General features: G+C 46.9%; 20 protein-coding genes and 1 other annotated feature (1 of these 21 only partly in view). Of the genes, 18 read left to right on the top strand and 2 right to left on the bottom strand.

Annotated elements, in window-relative coordinates; genetic code table 11:
• Positions 1–107 precede the first annotated feature (107 nt).
• The 13 genes from polA to thrS all read left to right on the top strand — a co-directional run bounded on the left by polA (position 108) and on the right by thrS (position 14,320).
• Entirely contained in the window at positions 108–2,747 is a 2,640-nt protein-coding gene (gene polA / locus R5H20_RS17235; protein WP_006637968.1) for a DNA polymerase I, read from the top strand.
• An 18-nt stretch (positions 2,748–2,765) separates the two neighbouring features.
• The gene (gene mutM, locus R5H20_RS17230) at positions 2,766–3,593 is read left to right on the top strand and encodes a DNA-formamidopyrimidine glycosylase (protein WP_006637967.1); all 828 of its coding nucleotides are present in this window, start codon (positions 2,766–2,768) and stop codon (positions 3,591–3,593) included.
• A gap of 218 nt (positions 3,594–3,811) precedes the next feature.
• Positions 3,812–4,444, top strand: coding sequence for a sporulation membrane protein YtaF (gene ytaF, locus R5H20_RS17225; protein WP_006637966.1), 633 nt, complete (start codon positions 3,812–3,814; stop codon positions 4,442–4,444).
• A 16-nt stretch (positions 4,445–4,460) separates the two neighbouring features.
• Positions 4,461–5,066 carry a dephospho-CoA kinase gene (gene coaE / locus R5H20_RS17220; protein ID WP_006637965.1) on the top strand — a complete coding sequence of 202 codons (606 nt, stop codon included), beginning with the start codon at positions 4,461–4,463 and terminating at the stop codon, positions 5,064–5,066.
• A 207-nt stretch (positions 5,067–5,273) separates the two neighbouring features.
• Entirely contained in the window at positions 5,274–6,296 is a 1,023-nt protein-coding gene (locus tag R5H20_RS17215) for a glyceraldehyde-3-phosphate dehydrogenase (protein WP_006637964.1), read from the top strand.
• Between the two features lie 227 nt (positions 6,297–6,523).
• Positions 6,524–6,910 carry an adenosylmethionine decarboxylase gene (gene speD / locus R5H20_RS17210; RefSeq protein ID WP_006637963.1) on the top strand — a complete coding sequence of 129 codons (387 nt, stop codon included), beginning with the start codon at positions 6,524–6,526 and terminating at the stop codon, positions 6,908–6,910.
• A 201-nt stretch (positions 6,911–7,111) separates the two neighbouring features.
• The gene (locus tag R5H20_RS17205) at positions 7,112–7,504 is read left to right on the top strand and encodes a hypothetical protein (protein WP_006637962.1); all 393 of its coding nucleotides are present in this window, start codon (positions 7,112–7,114) and stop codon (positions 7,502–7,504) included.
• A 15-nt stretch (positions 7,505–7,519) separates the two neighbouring features.
• Positions 7,520–7,978: a transcriptional regulator NrdR gene (nrdR, locus tag R5H20_RS17200; protein ID WP_006637961.1), complete on the top strand. Its 459-nt coding sequence runs from the start codon at positions 7,520–7,522 to the stop codon at positions 7,976–7,978.
• 118 nt (positions 7,979–8,096) lie between these two features.
• Positions 8,097–9,512: a replicative helicase loading/DNA remodeling protein DnaB gene (locus R5H20_RS17195; protein WP_095259995.1), complete on the top strand. Its 1,416-nt coding sequence runs from the start codon at positions 8,097–8,099 to the stop codon at positions 9,510–9,512.
• A gap of 20 nt (positions 9,513–9,532) precedes the next feature.
• Complete coding sequence (gene dnaI / locus R5H20_RS17190) at positions 9,533–10,465, top strand: primosomal protein DnaI (protein WP_006637959.1); 933 nt, start codon at positions 9,533–9,535, stop codon at positions 10,463–10,465.
• A gap of 27 nt (positions 10,466–10,492) precedes the next feature.
• The gene (locus R5H20_RS17185; protein WP_006637958.1) at positions 10,493–11,125 is read left to right on the top strand and encodes a TVP38/TMEM64 family protein; all 633 of its coding nucleotides are present in this window, start codon (positions 10,493–10,495) and stop codon (positions 11,123–11,125) included.
• Between the two features lie 78 nt (positions 11,126–11,203).
• Positions 11,204–12,046 carry a putative sporulation protein YtxC gene (gene ytxC / locus R5H20_RS17180; protein ID WP_006637957.1) on the top strand — a complete coding sequence of 281 codons (843 nt, stop codon included), beginning with the start codon at positions 11,204–11,206 and terminating at the stop codon, positions 12,044–12,046.
• Positions 12,047–12,388: 342 nt separating this feature from the next.
• The gene (thrS, locus tag R5H20_RS17175) at positions 12,389–14,320 is read left to right on the top strand and encodes a threonine--tRNA ligase (protein WP_006637956.1); all 1,932 of its coding nucleotides are present in this window, start codon (positions 12,389–12,391) and stop codon (positions 14,318–14,320) included.
• A 45-nt stretch (positions 14,321–14,365) separates the two neighbouring features.
• Here the strand turns inward: thrS and R5H20_RS17170 are convergent, their stop codons facing one another.
• On the bottom strand, positions 14,366–15,163 hold the full coding sequence (locus tag R5H20_RS17170; protein ID WP_006637955.1) for an HAD family hydrolase: 798 nt from the start codon (positions 15,161–15,163) through the stop codon (positions 14,366–14,368).
• A 526-nt stretch (positions 15,164–15,689) separates the two neighbouring features.
• Here R5H20_RS17170 and R5H20_RS17165 point away from each other — a divergent pair.
• From R5H20_RS17165 to R5H20_RS17155, 3 genes are all read left to right on the top strand, one after another.
• Positions 15,690–15,917, top strand: coding sequence for a DUF3923 family protein (locus tag R5H20_RS17165; RefSeq protein WP_006637954.1), 228 nt, complete (start codon positions 15,690–15,692; stop codon positions 15,915–15,917).
• 186 nt (positions 15,918–16,103) lie between these two features.
• On the top strand, positions 16,104–17,870 hold the full coding sequence (locus R5H20_RS17160) for a sensor histidine kinase (RefSeq protein ID WP_006637953.1): 1,767 nt from the start codon (positions 16,104–16,106) through the stop codon (positions 17,868–17,870).
• Positions 17,863–18,585: a LytR/AlgR family response regulator transcription factor gene (locus R5H20_RS17155; RefSeq protein ID WP_006637952.1), complete on the top strand. Its 723-nt coding sequence runs from the start codon at positions 17,863–17,865 to the stop codon at positions 18,583–18,585. The genes R5H20_RS17160 and R5H20_RS17155 overlap by 8 nt, the downstream gene beginning before the upstream one ends.
• A gap of 11 nt (positions 18,586–18,596) precedes the next feature.
• Here R5H20_RS17155 and R5H20_RS17150 read toward each other — a convergent pair whose 3' ends face one another.
• On the bottom strand, positions 18,597–20,168 hold the full coding sequence (locus tag R5H20_RS17150) for an alkaline phosphatase D family protein (RefSeq protein ID WP_006637951.1): 1,572 nt from the start codon (positions 20,166–20,168) through the stop codon (positions 18,597–18,599).
• 252 nt (positions 20,169–20,420) lie between these two features.
• Here R5H20_RS17150 and lrgA point away from each other — a divergent pair, with 252 nt between their 5' ends.
• Complete coding sequence (gene lrgA, locus R5H20_RS17145; RefSeq protein ID WP_006637950.1) at positions 20,421–20,834, top strand: antiholin-like murein hydrolase modulator LrgA; 414 nt, start codon at positions 20,421–20,423, stop codon at positions 20,832–20,834.
• A 21-nt stretch (positions 20,835–20,855) separates the two neighbouring features.
• Positions 20,856–21,539, top strand: a complete 684-nt coding sequence (gene lrgB / locus R5H20_RS17140; RefSeq protein WP_006637949.1) for an antiholin-like protein LrgB — start codon at positions 20,856–20,858, stop codon at positions 21,537–21,539.
• Between the two features lie 136 nt (positions 21,540–21,675).
• Positions 21,676–21,769, top strand: a sequence feature (ribosomal protein L20 leader region) (it continues 40 nt past the right edge of the window).

Genomic DNA, 21,769 nt, shown 5'->3' with positions numbered 1-21,769 from the left:
AGGACTCTGATTTTCCTTTCAAAATGAACTTTGCTAAAATAAAATAAGCTACATATGAAGATGAAGCGAAAGGAAGCTTAATAACTCGGCTTCTTAGGAGGATCAAGATGACTGAAAGAAAAAAATTAGTATTGGTTGACGGAAACAGCCTGGCATACCGCGCGTTTTTCGCTCTGCCTCTCCTCAGCAATGAAAAAGGGATACATACAAATGCGGTGTACGGTTTTACGACGATTTTGCTGAAAATGCTCGAGGAAGAAAAACCGACTCACATGCTTGTCGCATTTGATGCGGGGAAGACGACGTTCAGGCATAAAACGTTTAAAGAATATAAAGGCGGCAGACAAAAAACGCCTCCGGAGCTTTCCGAGCAGTTGCCGTTTATTCATGAGCTCCTGGACGCCTACCGCATTTCCAGGTATGAGCTTGAAAACTACGAGGCCGATGATATTATCGGAACGCTCGCCAAATCAGCCGAAAAAGAAGGTTTTGAAGTCAAGATTTTTTCCGGAGACAAAGACTTGACACAGCTTGCGACAAAAGGAACAACTGTCGCCATCACAAAAAAAGGAATCACAGATGTTGAATATTATACCCCTGATCACATTCAGGAAAAGTACGGCCTTGCCGCTGAGCAGATCATCGATATGAAAGGTCTGATGGGCGATGCCTCAGATAATATTCCCGGCGTGCCCGGCGTCGGCGAAAAAACGGCGATCAAGCTGTTAAAGCAGTTCCACACGGTGGAAGAGCTTTTATCATCAATTGATGAAGTAAGCGGCAAAAAGCTGAAAGAAAAGCTGAGCGAATTTAAAGATCAGGCTTTGATGAGCAAAGAGCTCGCGACGATCACAACAGATGCCCCGCTTGAGATTGGTCTTGACGGCCTCGGCTACGAAGGCTTTGACAGGGAAGCGGTCGTCAAGCTGTTTAAGGATCTCGGCTTTAACTCTTTGCTGGAACGGCTTGGCGAAGATCCGGTGGAAAAAGAAGAAGAACCATTTGAGGATATTCATGTAAAGATTCAGCAGTCCATCACAGAAGAATTGTTGGCTACCCCGGCTTCATTTGTTGTTGAACAGCTTGGCGACAACTATCATGAAGCGCCGATCCTCGGTTTTTCCATCGTCAATGAAAACGGTGTGTTCTTCATTCCGAAAGAGACGGCTTTAGGCTCTGACCGCTTTAAAGAATGGGCTGAGGATGAGTCGAAAAAGAAATGGGTATTTGATGCAAAACGTGCGGCCGTCGCCTTGCGCTGGCAAGGAATTGAGCTGAGCGGAGCCGAATTTGACGTTCTTCTTGCAGCTTATATTATCAATCCAGGCCACTCGTATGATGATGTGGCAAGCGTTGCAAAGGAACATCATCTTAACATCGTTTCCACTGATGAAGCGGTTTACGGAAAAGGAGCCAAACAGGCGGTTCCGGACGAGAAGGAGCTTGCCGATCATTTGGGCAGAAAAGCCCGGGCGATTTGGGAGCTCCGTGAAAAGCTCCTTGACGAATTGGAAAAAAACGAGCAGCTTAAACTGTTTGAGGAGCTTGAGATGCCTCTCGCCCATATCCTTGGTGAAATGGAATCCATCGGTGTCCAGGTCGATGTCGACAGGCTGAAAAAAATGGGCGAAGAGCTGTCCGGAAAGCTGAAGGAATATGAAAAGAAAATCCATGAATCAGCAGGCGAAACCTTTAATATCAACTCGCCCAAGCAGCTCGGCGTCATCCTGTTCGAAAAGCTTGGATTGCCTGTCGTGAAAAAAACGAAAACGGGATACTCCACATCAGCGGATGTTCTGGAAAAGCTTCGCGATAAGCATGTCATCATCGAAGACATTCTTCATTACAGGCAAATCGGCAAGCTGCAGTCCACATATGTCGAAGGGCTTTTAAAAGTCATCCGGAAGGATACCCATAAAGTGCATACCCGCTTTAACCAAGCCTTGACGCAAACCGGCCGGCTGAGCTCGACCGATCCGAACCTGCAAAATATCCCGATCCGTCTTGAAGAAGGCCGGAAAATCCGGCAGGCATTTGTTCCGTCTCAAAAAGATTGGCTGATATTTGCGGCGGATTATTCGCAGATCGAGCTGAGGGTGCTTGCCCACATTTCAAAGGACAAAAACTTGATTGAAGCTTTTACGCATGACATGGACGTTCACACAAAAACGGCGATGGACGTGTTTCATGTATCTGAGGAAGAAGTCACACCGGCCATGAGAAGACAGGCAAAAGCCGTCAATTTCGGAATCGTATACGGCATCAGCGATTACGGGCTTTCGCAAAACCTCGGGATTACAAGGAAGGAAGCCGCCGCGTTTATTGAACGGTATTTCCACAGCTTTCAGGGAGTCAAAGAATACATGGAAGAAACAGTTCAGGAAGCAAAGCAGAAGGGCTATGTCACGACGCTGTTAGCCCGAAGAAGATACATTCCTGAGCTGACGAGCCGGAATTTCAATCTGCGCAGCTTTGCCGAGCGGACAGCGATGAACACTCCGATTCAGGGAAGCGCCGCTGACATTATTAAAAAAGCGATGATCGCGATGGCTGAGAAGCTGAAGGAGAAAAACCTCCAGGCCAAACTGTTATTACAGGTTCATGACGAATTAATCTTTGAGGCGCCTGAAGAGGAAATCAAAGAGCTTGAAAAGCTGGTGCCGGAAGTGATGGAAAACGCACTTCAGCTTGACGTGCCGCTCAAAGTGGATTATTCCTCAGGGCCTTCATGGTATGATGCTAAATAATGAAAAGGGAGTGATGATGTGCCGGAGCTGCCAGAAGTCGAAACCGTCCGGCGCACTTTAGCCGGACTTGTAATAGGGAAAACGATCGAATCTGTTGAAATTCGCTGGACAAACATCATTAAACGCCCGGCAGAACCAGAGGAGTTTGCAAGGCTACTCATTGGGGAAACGATTCAGTCAGTTGACAGAAGAGGGAAATTTTTGCTGTTTCATCTCGACCATTTCACCATGGTCTCTCATCTGAGAATGGAAGGGAAATACGGGCTTCACCAAAACGGTGAGCCTATGGATAAACATGTGCACGTGATCTTTACGTTTACGGACGGAACGGAGCTTCGCTACCGCGATGTCAGGAAATTCGGCACGATGCATTTGTTTAAACCGGGTGAAGAACAGACTGAACTGCCTCTCAAACAGCTCGGCCCGGAGCCTTTCAGCGACGAATTTACGATCGGGTATTTAAGAGAGCGCCTCAAAAAAACGAGCCGCTTTGTCAAAACCGCGCTGCTTGATCAGAAGACAGTCGTCGGACTTGGAAACATTTATGTGGATGAAGCGCTCTTCAGAGCCGGCATCCACCCGGAAACAGCGGCAAACAAGCTGACAAAAAAACAAACGGCTCTGCTTCATGAAGAAATCATCAAAACGCTGAAAGAAGCGGTTGAAGCGGGGGGAAGCACTGTCAGATCCTATATCAATTCACAAGGAGAAATCGGCATGTTTCAGCTTCAGCTCTTCGTCTATAACCGAAAAGACGAACCTTGCAAAAAATGCGGGACTGTGATCGAAAAAACGGTTGTCGGAGGAAGAGGCACGCATTTCTGCGCCACATGCCAGAAAAAATAACAATTGCATAAACTTTGTCCAGGCTTGACGCATCACGGTTCACGCTGCCGATATTTACGCTTTTGGAGCGCTTAACATCCGGCGGTTCTGTGTATTATTTCTTTTTTAAGGTGAACAACACACAGATCATTTTCCTTTCTCATATATATAAGAAGCCTATATAAAAGCTGCCTAAGGCTAAAAAACACCGCCGCATCAACAGAAAGGAAGAACCGGATATGATGTTTGCATCTTTCTTGCTGCTGGCATTCGCCGTCAGCCTGGACAGTTTTTCAGTCGGATTTACTTACGGATTGCGCAAGCTGAAAATTCCTTTTAAAGCGATTGTGATTATCGCGTTTTGTTCGGGAATCGTTATGCTGCTGGCCATGATGATCGGATCTTTATTGGCGAGATTTTTCCCGGTCGCTTTAACAGAAAGGCTCGGAGCCGTTATTTTGATGGGGATCGGGGCCTGGGTGCTTTATCAGTTTTTCAGACCGGAAAAAGAGCAGGAAATGGCCCTTTCGGAGAAAACGCTGATCAATCTTGAACTGAAATCGCTCGGAATCGTCATCCACATTTTAAGGACGCCGACAAGCGCGGACATCGATAAGTCGGGCATTATCACCGGGATCGAAGCCTTCCTGCTCGGTTTTGCCCTTTCGATCGATGCCTTTGGTGCGGGAATCGGTGCAGCCGCACTCGGATTTTCACCTGTTCCGATGAGTTTGACGGTCGCTCTTATGAGTTCGTTATTCGTATTTTTGGGCATTCAGTCCGGCCGTTTCTTATCAAGGTGGAATTGGATGGATAAACTGACCTTCCTGCCGGGAATATTGCTGATTATGATCGGAATTTGGAAACTGTAGGAAAGAGGTGCAGCCCGTGACATTGGTCATCGGTTTAACAGGAGGCATCGCCAGCGGAAAAAGCACTGTCGCACAGATGTTCCAGCAGCGCGGCATCACGGTTGTTGACGCTGACGTCATTGCGAAAGAAGCCGTTGAAAAAGGAATGCCGGCATACCGAAAAATCACCGAGACATTCGGCAGCGGCGTGTTGCTTGAAACCGGCGATATCGACCGGAAAAAACTCGGAGAACTTGTATTTAAAAACGAAGAAAAAAGGATGCAATTAAATGCGATCGTCCATCCCGAAGTTAGAAAAACGATGATCAGAGAGCGGGATGAAGCCATTCAGGCCGGAGAACGGTTTGTCGTTCTTGATATTCCGCTTTTGTATGAAAGCGGACTCGAGCATCTGGCAGACAAGGTGATCGTTGTCTGGATCCCGAAAAAGCTCCAGCTTGAGCGGCTGATGAAAAGAAATTCATTAAATGAAGAGGAAGCGCTGAATCGAATTCATGCCCAGCTTCCGCTTGATGAAAAAAGAAAAAAAGCCGACGCCGTCATCGATAACAGCGGCCGTCTGGAGGATACCGAAAACCAGCTTCAGCGCCTGCTTGAAGCGTGGTCACATACTGAGAAGTGAGTGCGGATTTTCCCGCACTCACTTTTTTTGTTATACGGAAATCCGTTCGCCGACAGCCCCGCAACGCCAGCCAGCCGTTATTCGCATACACGGTGTGCAAATTTGCTGTAAAAAGAATAAATGGTATGGCTAATTCGAAATAATGTGTTATACTTATTTTGAGCAAAACAGATATGGAATGACATAAAAATAAGGGGTGTTTGTTTGATGAAGGTAAAAGTTGCGATAAACGGATTCGGCCGTATCGGCAGAATGGTGTTTAGAAAAGCGATGCTTGATGATCAAATGGATATAGCTGTGATCAACGCGAGCTATCCTGCGGAAACGCTCGCTCATTTAATAAAGTATGACACAAATCACGGACGCTATGAGCTTGATGTCAAAGCGGGCGATGATCATCTTTCGGTAAACGGGAAAAAGGTTTTGCTGACCAATCAAAGAGATCCGAAGCTCCTTCCGTGGGCAAAACACGGAATCGATATAGTGGTTGAAGCTACAGGCAAGTTTAATTCTAAGGAAAAAGCGGAAGCGCACATTGAAGCAGGAGCGAAAAAGGTCATTTTAACCGCGCCTGGAAAAAATGAAGATATTACGATTGTGATGGGCGTAAATGAAGGCGATTTCGATGCGGAGCGCCATGCGATCATCTCCAACGCGTCTTGTACGACGAATTGTCTGGCGCCTGTCGCAAAAGTGCTTGATGATGCATTTGGCATTGAAAACGGACTTGTCACGACCGTTCACGCCTTCACAAACGATCAAAAAAATATCGACAATCCGCACAAAGACCTGCGGAGAGCGCGCGCCTGCGGTTCTTCGATCATTCCCACGACTACAGGCGCTGCAAAAGCGCTGTCGCTCGTTATGCCTCATTTAAAAGGAAGAATGCATGGCCTTGCTTTGCGGGTGCCTGTTTCAAACGTTTCTCTCGTTGATCTTGTCGCAGATTTAAAAAGCGATGTCACGGCTGAGGACATCAATGAGGCATTCCGCATGGCGGCCGCCGGTTCAATGTCCGGCATCATCGATGTGTGCGATGAACCGCTCGTGTCAGCAGATTTTAATACAAATCCATATTCCGCCGTCATTGACAGCCTTTCAACGATGGTGCTTGAAAACAGAAAAATGAAAGTGCTTGCATGGTATGACAATGAATGGGGATATTCGTGCAGGGTCGTTGATTTAATCAGATATGTCGCTTTGAGAATGAAACATCCTTCAGCTGTATAAAATAAAAGCATGGACGGCTAAAAAAATAAAAACCCCTTAACCAAAAAACCGCCTTGCAAAAAATAATCAAACAAAGTATACTATTTTTCGTGAACTTCTAGTTCGTGAGCGCTTCGGCATTACTTAAAGGGTTAGGACCTCTCCGGACTAACTTTCCCCCGTGGTAAATGACCGGTTTAGTTGCTTGGAAATTCACTTTTTAATTCTTGTTAAGGGGGGTCCATGCTATGGAAACAATGGGGCGTCACGTCATCTCCGAACTGTGGGGATGCGATTTTGATAAGCTGAACGACATGGATTTTATTGAAAAAACGTTTGTAAATGCGGCACTGAAGTCAGGCGCTGAGGTGCGGGAGGTTGCGTTTCATAAATTTGCGCCTCAAGGTGTAAGCGGGGTCGTCATTATTTCTGAATCTCATCTGACCATCCACAGCTTTCCTGAACACGGATATGCCAGCATTGATGTTTATACTTGCGGAGATTTAGATCCGAATATTGCTGCGGATTACATCGCAGAAGAGCTAAGTGCGGAAACAAGAGAGAACATTGAAATACCGAGAGGCATGGGACCTGTTCAGATCAAACAGGCCAAAGCCAAAGCACAGGCGCTTTAATGCCTGAAAAGGAGCTGGATGAAAAAGCGAAGAGCCGCTTTTTGTGATCCGCTCCTTTTTGTTTTTCCGCGAAACCAGCCCCCGCTTCTTTGAAATGGCCTTTCTTCCAGCATTCGGCATTCTCTTGCTATTTTGTTTTCTCTTGGAAATGGAGAGTTTTTTTAATAAAATATAGAGAAGAAGACAAAGGGGATATGGAATATGAGCGTTTTCCAAAAGATTCAGGGGTTTTTTTCGACCCATGCCGAAACATCCGACCACCATCCTTTGGACGAGCTGAAGAGCCGCTATTATAAAGCAACTGCAAAACAGGCGCTTGAAGCAGTAAAGGAAGTGCTGGACGGGCTTGACTGCTGCACCGCCATTTCGGTATCGGAAGAAAGAGGAGAAATAAGCGCGGAGGTTGCAAAGCCGAGAAAAGCTTTTTTGGTGGCGACCGTCGTATCGGTTCGCCCTTTTGATACAGCCGTAGATTTTAATATATCGACGGAAACGTTTTTGCCGACTGATTTTGGGTACAGCCGCAGCATGGTTTCGTCGGTTTATCGGGAATTGGACCGAAAGCTGGCTCCTGCTGTCCAAACAAACAACTGAATAGGAGCTGAAAAAATGAAATGTCCAGCGTGTCAGCATAATGGGACGAGAGTGTTAGACTCCCGTCCGGTTGACGAAAGCAGATCGATTCGCAGAAGGCGCGAATGCGAATCATGTAATTACCGGTTTACGACATTTGAAAAAGTGGAAGAAATTCCGCTCATCGTCGTAAAAAAAGAAGGAATTCGGGAAGAATTCAGCCGGGAGAAGATGCTCCGCGGCTTGATCAAAGCTTGTGAAAAGCGGCCTGTCGCTTTAAAACAGCTTGAAGATATTTGTTTTGAAATTGAAAAAGAGCTTAGAAATCAAGGTGCTTCTGAAGTGAAAAGCGAGGATATCGGCGAAATGGTGATGGACCGTCTGGCGAAAATCGATGAGGTAGCATATGTCAGATTTGCGTCCGTATACCGCCAATTCAAGGATATCAATGTGTTTATCGAGGAACTGAAAGACTTAATAAAGAAAGAACGGTAAAGAGCTGAAAACTTGATCCAGCTCTTTTCTCATGATAAAGATTTCAGGTGGATGACATGAAGACCGAAAAAAGGTGTAAAATGAGGACAAGAAACAAATTGGAAGGTTGACAAAAGATATGAGTAATTATTGGAAAGACTTGCTTCCTGTCGATCCTTACATCGTCAAGAGCCACGGGCTTCTTCAGGATTTGGACCGGCAAATTGTGACCCTGCTGTACCAGCCTTTGATCGGCTTTTTCCCGCTCAGCCTGTTTTTTACGCTCTGGGGAGAGCTGGAGCAAAACAGGGTATGGGGGAAAAGCTCGACCCACAGGCAGCTGATGGGGGCGATGCAGACAAGCCTGAAAACGATTTACGCCGAAAAGGAAAAGCTCGAGGGAATAGGTCTGTTAAAAACATATGTAAAAGAAACCGAACAGGAGCGTTTATTTATATATGAACTGATTCCGCCGCTCAGGCCGGATGAGTTTTTTCAAGACGGCATGCTGAACGTTTTTTTGTACAACCGCGTCGGAAAAGCAAGGTTTCAGCAGTTGAAAGATTATTTTTCACATCCTGCCGTTCCTGAAGAGGCCCGTGATATCACACGCTCGTTCAATGAAGTCTTTGCAGCTGTGCAGCCGAGCGAATGGAAGCTGTCAGATGATATGGCCGACGCCATGCAGCTTGAAGACGGCCAGGAATTGATGAAAGAGGGGCAAAGCAAGCCGGTCGAGGTGACGGATGATGCTTTTGACTTTCAGTTGTTTCTGGCTGGTTTGTCTGAGGCGCTGATCCCGAGAAAAGCGCTGACCGGGCAAGTAAAAGAGACGATCAAAAAACTCGCCTTTCTGTACGGCATCGAACCGCTGCAAATGCAAAACGTCGTCATGTCAGCTGTTGATGAACATGATACAATCACGACGGAAGCGCTCAGAAAAGCGGCAAGCGACTGGTATCAGATCGAAAGAAGCGGCCTGCTTCCGGAGCTTGTCGACAAAGTGCAGCCGCTCAGGCTGCGTGATTATTCGAATGAACAGCCGCCAAAGCCGTCATCAAAGGAAGAAAACTTGATCGCGCTCCTTGAACAGGTATCCCCGAGAAAATTGCTGCAGGATATTGCAGGCGGGGCCGAACCGTCCAAAGCCGATTTGAAAATCATCGAGGAAATCATGCTTGACCAAAAGCTGGAGCCGGGCGTCATCAATGTCCTGATCTATTATGTCATGCTGAAAACCGATATGAAGCTTTCAAAAAACTACACGCAAAAAATCGCTTCCCACTGGGCCAGAAAAAAAGTGAAGACGGTAAGGGAAGCCATGAAGCTTGCCAAGGAAGAAAACCGTCAGTATCTTGAATGGGCGGAAGGAAAGAAAACGCAGCGCAGCAAAAAAGTCATCAGGGAAGAAAAGCTGCCGGATTGGCTGCAAGGTGAAGCTTCCGGGGCTCATCCCGAAGGGGAGCAGGCCGTGGCAAGCAAGGAAGATTTTGATCAGCAGAAGCAACAACTGCTGGAGGAAATGAAAAAACTGAGAAACCATTCCGCCCTTTAAATGTGAGGTGAACAAGAGTTATGGAGCCGATTAAACGAGCTTTGCAAGGCGTGACGGCAAGGCCTGATTTTAAAAAGCGCCTTGAGGATATGAAAGAAAAAGTTCTTTCTGACAAGGATGTTCAGGAATTTCTCGCACAACATCAGTCGGAAGTGGACGATCATATGATCGACAGAAGCTTGAACAAGCTTTATGAATATACACAGCAAAGCAAAGCCTGCAGCAACTGCCCCAGTCTGAATGAATGCAAAAATCTGCTTAAGGGCTATTATCCAAAGCTTGTGCTGAACGGAAAAACGATTGATATCAAGTATGACATCTGTCCTGAAAAGCGCAAAGCTGATGAAAGGGAAAGACAGCGTTCGCTAATCAAAAGCATCTATATTCAAAGGGATCTGCTGGATGCCACATTTGCGGATATTGATGGGGACGACCCCAGCCGCTTGAAGGTGCTTCAGCTTGTGACGCAATTTTTCCATGACTATAACGAGACGGGAAAAGGAAAAGGAATTTATGTCCACGGGAAATTCGGCGTCGGCAAAACCTTTATGCTGGCAGCCATCGCTAATGAGCTTGCAGCAAAGGATCACCCGTCCATTCTCGTCTATGTCCCCGAATTTGTCAGAGAGCTGAAAAACGCCATTCATGACCAGTCATTGGAAGAAAAGCTCGATATGGTGAAATCCACTCCGATTCTTATGCTTGATGATATCGGAGCGGAGTCCATGTCCAGCTGGGTCAGGGATGAAGTAATCGGCACGATTCTTCAGCACAGAATGTCCCAGCAGCTGCCGACGTTTTTCTCTTCGAACTTTGATCCGGATGAGCTGAAGCATCATTTCACATATTCCCAAAGGGGAGAAAAAGAAGAGGTAAAGGCGGCAAGACTGATGGAAAGGGTGCTGTACCTGGCTACTCCCGTCCGTCTTGATGGGAAAAACCGCCGACAATAATCGCCTATGAATCAGGGAGATGAGGACATGCCAAAAAAAGCCCTCGGCAAGTGGGCGGCGGTGATTGCGATAGCGTCAGCCGGATTGTGGTTCAACGCAAAATATTTGAACCTGAATCCCCGCCATATCAGGGAAGGGGTTTTATCCTTCGGCGCTTTCGCACCGCTGATTTATATCGGATTATTAATGATCAGGCCGTTTATTCTGCTGCCCGCTTCCGTTTTCGCCGTTGGCGGCGGGCTTGCGTTCGGTCCGCTGTTTGGATCTCTGTATTCTTTTGCAGGGGCCGCAGGCGGAGCGTTTTTATCATTTGCCGTTGCCTATAGACTCGGCGGAAATGTGAAAAAAATGCCCCTAAAGCTTGATGCGGTTCGCAGCCTTTTGCAAAAAAACGGTTTTTACGGCATTTTGCTGTTAAGGCTCGCTCCGATTCATTTTGATGCGGTCAGCTATGCGGCAGGCGTTTCAAAAGTGAGGCCGCTGTCGTTTTTGGCGGCCACGGCTTGTGGCATCATTCCGGGAACCGTCATTTTAAATGCGCTCGGATCAAGCCTGCTGTCCGGCGACCTCTTGGCAATCGTGATCGTTTCCATGATCTATCTTCTTTTTATCACCGTTCCGCTTTTATTCAGAAAAAAAGTGCAGGAGCTGTTTGATTAAAGGCTTATCCATTTTTTTGAGTCTATTTTATTTGTCCCGCCCATATACATGTATCAGATGTTGTTAGGGGGGACAAACATGCTCGAAATTACATTTGAAGATGATTATGATACAGCCGCGTTTTTGCATCTGCTTCGCAATGCTGATGTGAACCGGCATATCAAGATTCACGAGGCGCCAGGGAAGATCGGAATTGAAAAAACACATTCCTCTGTCAGGATTCAGGCATTGATTCAGCCTGTTCTGACGAAATTTTTTACAGAATGCAAAGAAGATGAATACATGCTTTCGGTCATTGAAGGCGATTATTACTTTTTGGACAGGGATGAACAGCAGCAGATTCTCCAGCTGGCCCACAGCATCATGGAGGGTGAACTTGAAGGGCTTCCGCTTAATCAGGACGACACCCCTCGTGAACATTTCATCAATCAGGAGCTTCAAGCCATCTGTCTTGAAGAAAACGTTCTGTCGATCCGCTCCTTTATGACGTTTCGGCTCGGAAAATATTATCAACGTCTGAGGGGGTACGTCGAGGCTGCGATTGACGAATACAAAATGGAACAGGAATACCAGACGTTCATTCAATCGCTCAGGGACTATGTCACCTCGAAAGAGCCGATGCTTGATCATGTACACATCGTGCATGACGATCATTTCGTATTATGGGAATTAAAGTATATTTCGGAACGGGAACAAAAAAAATACATAGACAGGCGGTTCGTAAGAGAACACCCGATGTATATTGATTCCCGCCTGCTGGCGCCGCTCGTTTCAATCGCTCCGAAAAAAATCGATCTTTATACGAAAGACCGGGAGCATGCCATGGTTCAGACGATCCAAAACATTTTTCAGGAGCGGGTGCGGATTTTTTCTCTCGACTCCTTCCATCCGCAGGAAAACATTTTGGAAGAGCATTCTTGATTTTGCTCGCAAAACGATTTATAATACGGTATAAACTTAAGATGCAATGTATTGATAAGGACATGGAAAAATGAACACCGGTTTGACAGAGAGGGAGGCCGGGGCTGCAAGTCTCCTAAACCAAGGGTCATTTTTTTACCACCTTTGAACATCAGTTGTGAACGGCGTTTTGTCCAGTAATGACTGACGGGACTTCCCGTTACAGAATCGAAAGCCGAAAGCGCCAAGGATTTTTTGCGTTTTCGGGAAAAAGGGTGGAACCACGAATTCCGTTTATCAATCCTCGTCCCTTTCATAGGGGGACGGGGATTTTTTATTTTGTAAAAAAAAGGAGTGACTAGGATGTCAGATATGGTAAAAATCAAATTTCCTGACGGAGCGGTTAAGGAGTTTGCCAAAGGAACGACGACAGAAGATATCGCGGCATCGATCAGTCCCGGCTTAAAGAAAAAAGCAATTGCCGGAAAATTAAACAGCAAAGAAATCGATCTGCGCACACCGATTGTTGAGGACGGTGCGATTGAAATCATTACGGAAGACAGCGACGAAGCGCTTGAGATTATGCGCCACAGCACCGCGCACTTAATGGCTCAGGCGATCAAGCGGCTTTATAAAAATGTGAAGCTCGGCGTCGGCCCTGTGATCGAAAACGGCTTCTACTATGATGTTGACCTGGAAGAAGCGCTCACACCCGAGGATCTCCCGAAAATCGAAAAAGAAATGAAAAAAATCATCGGGGAAAATCTGCCGATCGTCAGAAAAGAGGTCAGCCGCGAAGAAGCGAAAGCACGGTTTGCCGAAATCGGCGACGACTTGAAACTGGAACTGCTTGATGCGATTCCGGAAGGTGAGGCGGTATCCATTTATGAGCAGGGCGAATTCTTTGATTTGTGCCGGGGCGTCCACGTCCCTTCAACAGGAAAAATCAAGGAATTTAAGCTGCTGAGCCTTGCGGGAGCATACTGGCGCGGAGACAGCAATAACAAGATGCTGCAGCGCATCTATGGAACTGCTTTCTTCAAAAAGGCTGAGCTTGAAGAGCATCTGCGCCTGCTTGAAGAAGCAAAAGAACGCGACCACAGAAAGCTTGGAAAAGAGCTCAAGCTGTTTGCCATTTCTCAAAAAGTCGGCCAAGGGCTGCCGCTCTGGCTGCCAAAGGGCGCCACAATCAGACGCGTAATCGAACGCTATATCGTTGATAAAGAGCTCGCACTCGGCTATGAGCACGTCTATACACCAGTGCTCGGAAGCAAGGAACTTTACGAAACATCAGGCCACTGGGATCATTATCAGGATACAATGTTCCCGCCAATGGAAATGGATAATGAGACGGTTGTGCTCCGTCCGATGAACTGTCCGCACCATATGATGATTTATAAAAACGACATTCACAGCTACCGCGAGCTGCCGATCAGAATCGCTGAGCTCGGCACGATGCACCGCTATGAAATGTCCGGTGCGCTCTCAGGGCTGCAGCGCGTCCGCGGAATGACCCTGAATGACGCTCATATTTTCGTCCGTCCGGATCAGATCAAAGACGAATTCATCCGCACCGTCCGTTTGATTCAGGATGTCTATAAAGACTTCGGATTAAATAACTACACGTTCCGCCTGTCTTATCGCGACCCTGAAGATACAGAGAAATACTATGATGATGATGAGATGTGGAATAAAGCACAATCGATGCTGAAAGCAGCGATGGATGAGATGGGGCATGACTATTATGAAGCGGAAGGCGAAGCGGCGTTCTACGGGCCGAAGCTTGACGTTCAAGTCAAAACAGCGATTGGCAAGGAAGAAACACTGTCAACCGTACAGCTCGATTTCCTTCTTCCTGAAAAGTTTGACCTGACATATGTCGGGGAAGACGGAAAACCGCACCGTCCGGTCGTCATCCACAGAGGTGTCGTGTCTACGATGGAACGCTTTGTAGCATTCTTAATTGAAGAGCATAAAGGAGCGCTTCCGACATGGCTTGCACCGGTTCAATTCCAGGTCATCCCTGTATCGCCGTCAGTGCATCTTGACTATGCAAAACAAGTGCAGGATCGCCTGCAGCGAGAAGGTCTGCGCGTTGAAGTCGACAGCCGTGATGAAAAAATCGGCTATAAAATCCGTGAAGCGCAAATGCAAAAAATTCCGTACATGCTCGTCGTCGGCGACCAGGAAGCTGAAAACGAAGCGGTTAATGTCCGCAAATACGGAGAGCAAAAATCAGAAACGGTTTCACTTGAAGACTTCGTGAAAAAAGCCGTTGCTGAAGCAAGAAAATAAGCAAGACAAAAGCATGATTCCATTTGGAGTCATGCTTTTTACATGTTAAAGCGATTGCTGCTTTTCGGCCAGAATGTCAAGCAATTCGGTTAAATGGCGGATTTCGTAGTCCGGCTTTACATCGGTTCCGTTTTCTTTGCCTTTTCGGTTGACCCAAACGGTCTGTATGCCGGCTCTTGAAGCGCCGAGAATATCCGTGTTTAGATTGTCCCCGACCATCACGGTGTCGTCTTTCGTAATGCCGAGAAGATCAAGACAGTGTTCAAAAATGCTCGGATCAGGCTTCCCTTTTCCGAAATTTCCGGAAATGACGATTTCGCTGAAATAAGGGGCAAGCTCGGGAACACCGGCCAATTTTTCTTTTTGCAGGCTCGGATCTCCGTTCGTCAGCAAAAGAAGCTCGACCTTTCCTTTTAATTCTTCCAAAACGGCAAAGGTTTCTTCATAGACAAATGGACGCTTCCGGCGCACAGCCGCAAAGCATTGGCCAAGCTCTTCCCCGAAAACCGGGTCATCGATTCCGAATGCTTTCAGCCCGTTTGTCCATGCATGTTTTCTGTATTCAGGGACGATCTTGTTCAGCTTTTGAAAACCTTCACTGATCGGTTCGCTGAAATTTGACCACAGCCCTTCAAACGGATTGATGCCGATCATCACGGTGTAAGGATACGTTTCATAAGACGTGTAAAGGTCCCGCGCCGCCTGGCGAACGGCCGCTTCAAATTCGCCCGCATTGATCCCGTATTTTTTTTCCGCCTTAAGGCATGTCTCGGCAAATGCTGTGCTGACGCTTTTTTCATCCCAGAGCAATGTATCGTCTAAATCAAAAAATACGGCTTTCATGATCTTCTCCTCTGCCATTAATTTATAGAATTCTCTCATTTATTTTACAATAGATCAAAGGGATGTGAAAGAAATGAATTTGATGTAATGCAGTGTCAAAGTGTGAAAGCCATATGATAAAATAAAACGAAAATTCTATTGTTTGGAAAGCAAGGGGATTTTTATGATTCATTTTAGATCATGATGTTTGGCTCATTTGAAGGGATTCCGCCGCCATCTGCGGCATTCTGAAGGTTATAAGGGGTCTGTATCTTTTCCTTTTTTTTATTATACGCATTGAAATACATAACCGCGAGATGCTGAGCAATGACTGGATTTTTCAGTTAAGCCGTCAAGTTCGATAGAATCGGGAGGCTGTTTGCTGGCGCAGAAGTGTGAATCTCCGCCCGCGTTTTAAACAAACAGAAGGGGAATTGGATGCTTGATGAAATGTTTGCATGGAATGAATTGAGATATTTGTTGGAACGGTCGGAAGAAGTGGATATATTGTAACAACATTAGTTGGGAAAATGGAAGGAATGGTATGATGAAAAAACGGTGGGTATTTTGGTGGGTTTGCAACATATTTTGGATGACCATTTTTGTAGTAGGAGCAGCTGTTATTTGGCTTAGAAATGTTGATGGTGCTGGTGTTACTCAAACACCTGAGCTTAAATTAATAGCATTTATCGTTTTATTGATTGCGTTTATATTTCCATTCATTATTCAAATTGTGTGGCTGATTGTTAATTTAAGAATTAGCAGTAACAAATAAGCGAGCGGGCGCGATTGTTGGAGTGAAAAAAATGAAGAAGGGCGGCAAACAATTGCTGTCCTTTTTATTTTCCTTATTAAGCGGTTTTGTCCGTAAAAGATTTTAAAGCCATGCTGCGTCAAAGTGTGAATAAAGAGAGGTATGATAGAATAAGAGCAGATTCCGAAAGAAAGCAAGGGGAAGTACATGATCCAACTCATGATCATGATGCTGGAGAGAGTGGGGATCATCGTCATTCTGGGCTTTATGTTGGCCCATATGAAGGTGTTCCGTCAGCACCTTCAGCATCCGGAAGGGTATAAGGGAAAGGGAGTTCTTATCTTCATTTTTTCCTTGTTCAGCATCATCAGCAACTATACAGGCATTGAAATCCGAGAACACGAGATTTTGAACAATGATTGGATTTTTGCGATCGATCCGTCAAGCTCGATTGCCAATACGAGAATTCTCGGTGTCGAAATCGGCGGCCTGATCGGAGGGCCGTTTGTCGGAGCGGGTGTCGGGCTTTTGTCAGGCATTCACCGTTTTTCACTGGGAGGGACGACGGCTTTGAGCTGCGCAGTTTCTTCAGTGCTGGCAGGCATCATCGCGGGTTATATCGGCAGCTTTTTCAGAAAACGGCACCAGATGGTGACGCCGCGGGTAGCCGCTCTTGCTGGCATTTGCATGGAGGGCCTGCAGATGCTTATGATTCTCGTGCTTGCAAAACCGCAGGCCGAGGCTTTGGCGCTCGTTCAGATGATCGGCATTCCGATGATGATTGTCAACGGGACAGGCAGCTTTATATTTCTATCGATCATTCAATCTATTATCCGCAAAGAAGAACAGGAGCGGGCCGTTCAGACCCATAAGGTATTTTCGATAGCTGATCAGACGCTTCCTTTTTTCCGCCGGGGGCTGAATGAGGATTCCTGCAAAAGCGCCGCTCTCATTATTCACCGGATGACGGGGACGGATGCCGTATCGATTACGGACAGAAAGAACATTCTCGCTCATGTCGGAGAAGGAGCCGACCATCATATTCCTTCAAAAAACCTGATCACCGGTTTATCGAAAAAAGTCATTCACACAGGTAAGGTCATGAAAGTGAAGTCGCGCGATGAGATCGAGTGTACGCACCGTTCTTGTCCGCTCCAGGCAGCGATCGTACTGCCGCTCTTCTCCAATCGAGAAACGATCGGCACGCTGAAGCTGTACTTTAAGCACCCGTCCGGTCTTAACCGCGTGACGGAAGAGCTCGCCGAAGGTCTTGCCATGCTTTTTTCCACTCAGCTTGAGCTCGGGGAGGCTGAGCTGCAAAGCAAGCTGTTGAAGGATGCCGAAATCAAAGCGCTGCAGGCGCAGGTCAATCCTCATTTTTTATTTAATGCCATCCATACGATCTCCGCACTGTGCCGGACAGACGTTGAAAAAACGAGAAGGCTGCTGCTTCAGCTCAGCGTCTATTTCCGCTCGAACTTACAGGGGGCAAGGCAATTGCTGATTCCGCTCTCAAAGGAGCTGAATCATCTCGAAGCATATTTGTCTTTGGAACAGGCGCGTTTTCCGGGGAAATATTCAATCGATTTTCATATCGAAGAAGGGCTGGAGCGCATGGAAATCCCTCCATTTATCTTGCAGATGCTTGTTGAAAACGCGCTGCGCCATGCTTTTCCGAAAAAGCAGAAATCTTGCAGGGTGACAGTCTGCGTCCGTTCAGAGCCGGACGGCGTCCTGATGAAGGTCGCAGATAATGGCAGAGGAATTGAACCGGGCGTACTGGAACAATTGGGAAAAGCGCCGTCGCCTTCAAAGGAAGGAAACGGGACCGCGCTGTATAATCTGAACCAGCGGCTGACGGGGCTGTTCGGACAGCAGGCGGCTTTAAACATTACAAGTCAACCTGACAGAGGGACTGAGGTTTTATTCAAGATTCCTTTTCAAACCGGAAGAGGGGGAGAAGCAAATGCTTAAGGTGTTAATCGTTGATGATGAAATGTTTGCAAGGGATGAATTGAGATATTTATTGGAGCGGACGAAAGAAGTAGATGCCATCGATGAAGCTGAACATATCGAAGAGGCGTTTGACAAAATGGCTGATCAAAAGCCTGATATTCTTTTTTTAGATATTGATCTGTCCGGGGAAAACGGATTTGACATCGCCAAGCGCCTGAAAAAAATGTCAGCCCCTCCGGCCGTTGTTTTTGCCACCGCATATGACGAATACGCGCTGAAAGCATTTGAAGTCGATGCTATTGACTATTTGACAAAACCGTTTGATGAGGAGCGCATCAGACAGACGATCAAAAAATACAAAAGGATGCATCAGAAAGGCAAAGAGGAGCAGCCGCTGCCCGGCCATCAGAAGCTGGCTTTTCATGTTGATGAATCGATTGTCATTCTTGACGCTGATGAAATCGTGTATGCCGGATTAAGAGACGGCCGGGTCATCGTCAAAACCTTTGAAGCGGCCTACGCCGTGCATGACACGCTGGTCGTGCTTGAGCAAAAGCTTCCGCAATCCTTGTTTATCAGGGTTCACAGAAGCTTTCTGGCGAACATGGGCCATATGAAAGAGGTAAAGCCGTGGTTTAATTCAACGTATAATCTGCTCATGAAAGACGGTTCAACCATTCCTGTCAGCCGTACATATGCAAAAGAACTGAAAAAACTGCTACATATGATGTGAAACAGCTGATGTTAATGAATCCTTTGCAGCCCAGGGCGGCCCGCTTCTACTAAAAAGCTGGCATAGGTTGAAACAGAGGCACCGGGGCGGGTGACATAAGGGAGAACCTGAAATTCGGCCAGAAGCTGTTTAGGAGTCATGGTGCAGCGGACATAGCCCCGCTGTGCATTATATAGCTTGACATGGGGATTCCCCAGCCAGATCGGTGCGAGGGAATCGGTTTCGGCGCCATCGGCGTCAGAAGCGATCGAGGTGGCAATCAGCTCTGTGCCGATCGTTTTTGATTGAACATCATTGAAATCTGTTTTAAGGTCTGCGGCGGCATGTCTGTGGATATCTCCTGTCAGCACGACGGGGTTTTGGATGCCGCACGTTTGATAGGCGGAGAACAGCCTGTCGCGCGAAGCAGGATAGCCGTCCCATTGATCGACGCTGTACTCCGTGCCTGGTCCTGTGTCACGGTCAATCTGCGCCAAAACGACCTGCTGCACCAGCATATTCCAAATCGTATTCGACCTGCTCAGCCCGCGAAACAGCCATTGTTCTTGGGCTTTTCCGAGGATTGATCTTTCGGGATCGAGCCGTTCATCCTCGTTTGCCGGATAATTGCTCCGGTACTGCCTTGTGTCAAGGACATTGAATTCTGCCAGGTTTCCATAGCGGAAGCGGCGGTACATCAGCATATCCGGCCCTTTTGGAAGCGAGGCGCGCCTGACCGGAATGTTCTCGTAAAAGGCTTGGTAGGCGGCTGCGCGCTGCTTGAGAAACGCTTCTGGAGAAGGATTGTATTGGGAGTAGATGCCGGCATAATTGTTTTCGACTTCATGGTCATCCATGGTTGTGACCCAAGGAGCCAATGCATGGATGTTCTGAAGGTCAGGATCGGTCTTGAAAAGGGAGTACCGCAGCCGGTATTGGCTGAGGGTGACCGTCTTTGCATTGTGAGCACTGGACAGCTTGACGTCCCGGTAAAGGTTGTTTTCGTTTATAGGGTATTCGTAAATATAGTCTCCAAGGAAAAACACAACGTCGGGGTGATCTTCGGCCATGTGCCGATAAGCAGTAAAATAGCCGTGATACCAGGCTTGGCATGATGCAAGGGAAAACGACATTCCGCTTAGATCGACATATGGGGGAGGCGCGGTTTTCGTCCGGCCTGTCCGGCTGATCTCCCGACCGGCTTTGAATCTGTACCAATAATATCTTGCCGGTTTCAATCCGTGGATTTCCACATGCACAGAGTGGCCAAGCTCCGCCAGAGCCGTCGCCGTACCTTGTTTGACGATTTTGCGGAAATGTTCATCTTCGGCGACCTCCCATCTCACTGGTACGTTCCTGTTCGGCATGCCTCCCGAGCCATCTTCAGCAAGCGGATCAGGTGCAAGCCTCGTCCATATCACAAATCCGTCCGGGTGCGGTTCGCCTGAGGCGATCCCCAGCTGAAATGGATTGTCTGTAAATGCGGGCGCTTCTGCGGCGAGTGAAGCGTCTTCCGGCAATAATCCGCGATCGATCAAGGATGTAAGCTCAGCAGACGGCTTCGAGCGGCGTCCGTGCATGTCGAGCTGATTTCCGGTGTGCATATTGTTCTTGGCCCCCTTACTTTTTTTCACGTTATTAACTATACGATGAACGCTTCTTCATTAGCACATATTGGAAAAATTCCGCTGTGAAAATGATAAGTGCCATTCAAACCTCCGCTATGGAGGCTATTTGTATTTCAGCGTCCGATTCCTGCAACTGAACCTGTATATTAGGCGAGTTTCAATGTAAGCGCTTTTTCAAGGGGCTTTGTTTTATATAATGATGCCAACAAAGCCAAAGAGGTGAGCGAAATGAGTGGGAGAAAAGTATTCGGTTTTTTGACACAGGCTTTTATTTTTGCTGTCATTATGCTTGTTTCTAACGGAATCGCAGGCATGCTGCCCATCCCGATTCCGGCATCAGTCATAGGTTTGGTTCTATTATTCACGCTGCTGTGCACGAAGGTGATCAAGCTTGAGCAGGTTGAGTCGCTCGGTACAGCATTAACCTCTCTTATCGGATTTTTATTTGTTCCATCGGGAATTTCTGTCATGAATTCGCTCGGTGTGATGCAGGAATACGGCCTGCTCATCGTATTCGTTATTTTTCTGGCTACCGTCATTCTGCTTGGTGCAACAGGACTGTTTTCACAGCTGATTTTGACTGCCGGGGGCAAAAAGCGGCAGGCTGCACCGCCTGAAACGGTTAAAAAAACAGCTTCTTGATGAAAAAAGGAGGTTTTCTTTATGACACCATATTTCGGCATTGTCGTATCACTTGCCGCTTTTGGCATCGGCACTTATCTGTTCAAGAAGACAAACGGATTTTTCTTGTTTACGCCTTTGTTTGTCGCCATGGTGCTCGGGATCGCATTCTTGAAAATCGGGGGCTTTTCGTATGAGGATTACAGCAGCGGCGGAGACATCATTAAATTCTTTTTAGAGCCTGCTACGATCGCGTTTGCGATTCCTCTATATAAACAGGCGGATAAATTAAAAAGATACTGGTGGCAGATCCTCTCCGCCATTATCGCAGGCTCAGTCTGTTCGGTTGCCGTCGTGTATCTCATCGCGGAAGGAATTCATCTGGATGAGGCCGTCATGAAAAGCATGCTGCCGCAGGCCGCCACAACGGCGATTGCTCTTCCATTATCAGAGGGAATCGGCGGCATCACCGATATTACAGCTTTTGCAGTCATTTTTAACGCTGTTATCGTTTATGCACTTGGGGCGCTGTTCTTAAAAATCTTTCATGTGAAAAATCCGATCGCAAAAGGTTTGGCGCTTGGAACATCAGGACATGCCCTCGGCGTTGCCGTCGGAATTGAAATGGGGGAAGTCGAAGCGGCCATGGCAAGCATTGCAGTGGTTGTCGTCGGCGTTGTGACGGTTTTTGTCATTCCGGTGTTCATTCAAATGATCGGCGGGTAAGCATGGAGAAAGAAGAAAATAAAGATCATCGTTGCTATTTCAAATATGACCTGCTATAATAGCAAATGTTGTGATAAATTTTATATCTTGACTTACAGGATATGTTTATGTAAGATTGATAATGAATTGAATATATATCAACAAGCAGAAGCACCCGCTTCTCACCTGATTGACACATTCTTGTAGTTGGCAGGTTAAACGTACATTTCTTATTTTTTTATGCAGATGTT

It is taken from the genome of Bacillus sp. KICET-3 (genome assembly GCF_033261025.1).
In the GTDB taxonomy this organism is placed as follows: Bacteria; Bacillota; Bacilli; order Bacillales; family Bacillaceae; genus Bacillus; species Bacillus sonorensis.
Note: the sequence above shows the minus strand (reverse complement) of the source record. Positions and strands in the feature narration are given on the sequence as shown.